The sequence below is a fragment of the Gracilibacillus massiliensis genome (assembly GCF_001458115.1).
GTDB lineage: Bacteria > Bacillota > Bacilli > Bacillales > Amphibacillaceae > Gracilibacillus > Gracilibacillus massiliensis.
In genome coordinates, this window is record NZ_CZRP01000004.1 from 1 (window position 1) to 1,330 (window position 1,330).

A 1,330-nucleotide genomic window follows, 5' to 3' on the forward strand; every position below is an offset into this window, starting at 1 on the left:
GGTAGATAGGTTCGAGGTGGAAGCATGGTGACATGTGCAGCTGACGAATACTAATCGATCGAGGACTTATCTATACTAATAAAGTACGGTTTGTTTGAACCTTGTTTTACTTCTTATCTAGTTTTTAAGGTATATTTAAAAAAACTCTTGCATTTTTAATGTAAGATAAGTTATAATGTATCTTGTCCTTGAAAAAAGAGTCTGGTGACGATAGCGGAGAGGTCACACCTGTTCCCATGCCGAACACAGTAGTTAAGCTCTCCAGCGCCCATGGTAGTTGGGGCTCGCGCCCCTGCAAGAGTAGGACGTTGCCAGGCGAATATATAGGATGGCATGTTAAGAAGGCGACTTCTAGTCGCTACATAATACATTAGACATCCAGTATGTTGGAGGATTAGCTCAGCTGGGAGAGCACTTGCCTTACAAGCAAGGGGTCGCAGGTTCGAGCCCTGCATCCTCCACCATTTGCCGGTCTAGCTCAATTGGTAGAGCAACTGACTTGTAATCAGTAGGTTGGGGGTTCAAGTCCTCTGGCCGGCACCACTTGGAGCCATTAGCTCAGTTGGTAGAGCATCTGACTTTTAATCAGAGGGTCGGAGGTTCGAATCCTCCATGGCTCACCATTTTAGCGGGTGTGGCGGAATTGGCAGACGCGCTAGACTTAGGATCTAGTGTCTCTCGACGTGGGGGTTCAAGTCCCTCCACCCGCATCATACAATATTATAACTAAGCGGAAGTAGTTCAGTGGTAGAACACCACCTTGCCAAGGTGGGGGTCGCGGGTTCGAATCCCGTCTTCCGCTCCAGGAATTTAATCATTTTGTTTGCCAGATGATTAAAGTATTATCCCATGCCGGGGTGGCGGAATTGGCAGACGCACAGGACTTAAAATCCTGCGGTGGGTTTCCACCGTGCCGGTTCGAGTCCGGCCCTCGGCACCATATAGCGCCCGTAGCTCAATTGGATAGAGCGTTTGACTACGGATCAAGAGGTTAGGGGTTCGACTCCTCTCGGGCGCGCCATTACGGGAAGTAGCTCAGCTTGGTAGAGCACTTGGTTTGGGACCAAGGGGTCGCAGGTTCGAATCCTGTCTTCCCGACCATTTTTAAATTTATTTTTTTGTGGGGCCTTAGCTCAGCTGGGAGAGCGCCTGCTTTGCACGCAGGAGGTCAGCGGTTCGATCCCGCTAGGCTCCACCATTTTTATTGATCTTTGAAAACTGAACAAAACAACCAGTATGATAAAAACATGAAACAAGCCAGTTTGATAAACTGTGCGCAAGACAACTTTATTGAGAGTTTGATCTTGGCTCAGGACGAACGCTGGCGGCG

Annotated in this window: 9 tRNA genes and 1 rRNA gene; all 10 read left to right on the forward strand. The window is 48.6% G+C overall.

Going from position 1 to position 1,330, the window contains the following annotated elements:
• Positions 1-200: 200 nt before the first annotated feature.
• The 10 genes from rrf to BN3107_RS00095 all read left to right on the forward strand — a co-directional run bounded on the left by rrf (position 201) and on the right by BN3107_RS00095 (position 1,198).
• A 5S ribosomal RNA gene (gene rrf, locus BN3107_RS00050) occupies positions 201-317 on the forward strand.
• 71 nt (positions 318-388) lie between these two features.
• Positions 389-464: transfer RNA gene (locus BN3107_RS00055), tRNA-Val, on the forward strand.
• 3 nt (positions 465-467) lie between these two features.
• Positions 468-543: transfer RNA gene (locus BN3107_RS00060), tRNA-Thr, on the forward strand.
• A gap of 4 nt (positions 544-547) precedes the next feature.
• Positions 548-623 (forward strand) — tRNA-Lys (locus BN3107_RS00065).
• 5 nt (positions 624-628) lie between these two features.
• Positions 629-710, forward strand: a tRNA-Leu gene (locus tag BN3107_RS00070).
• A gap of 20 nt (positions 711-730) precedes the next feature.
• Positions 731-805 (forward strand) — tRNA-Gly (locus BN3107_RS00075).
• A gap of 46 nt (positions 806-851) precedes the next feature.
• Positions 852-940 (forward strand) — tRNA-Leu (locus tag BN3107_RS00080).
• Positions 941-944: 4 nt separating this feature from the next.
• Positions 945-1,021, forward strand: a tRNA-Arg gene (locus BN3107_RS00085).
• 3 nt (positions 1,022-1,024) lie between these two features.
• Positions 1,025-1,101 (forward strand) — tRNA-Pro (locus tag BN3107_RS00090).
• A gap of 21 nt (positions 1,102-1,122) precedes the next feature.
• Positions 1,123-1,198, forward strand: a tRNA-Ala gene (locus BN3107_RS00095).
• The last annotated feature ends 132 nt before the right edge of the window (positions 1,199-1,330 follow it).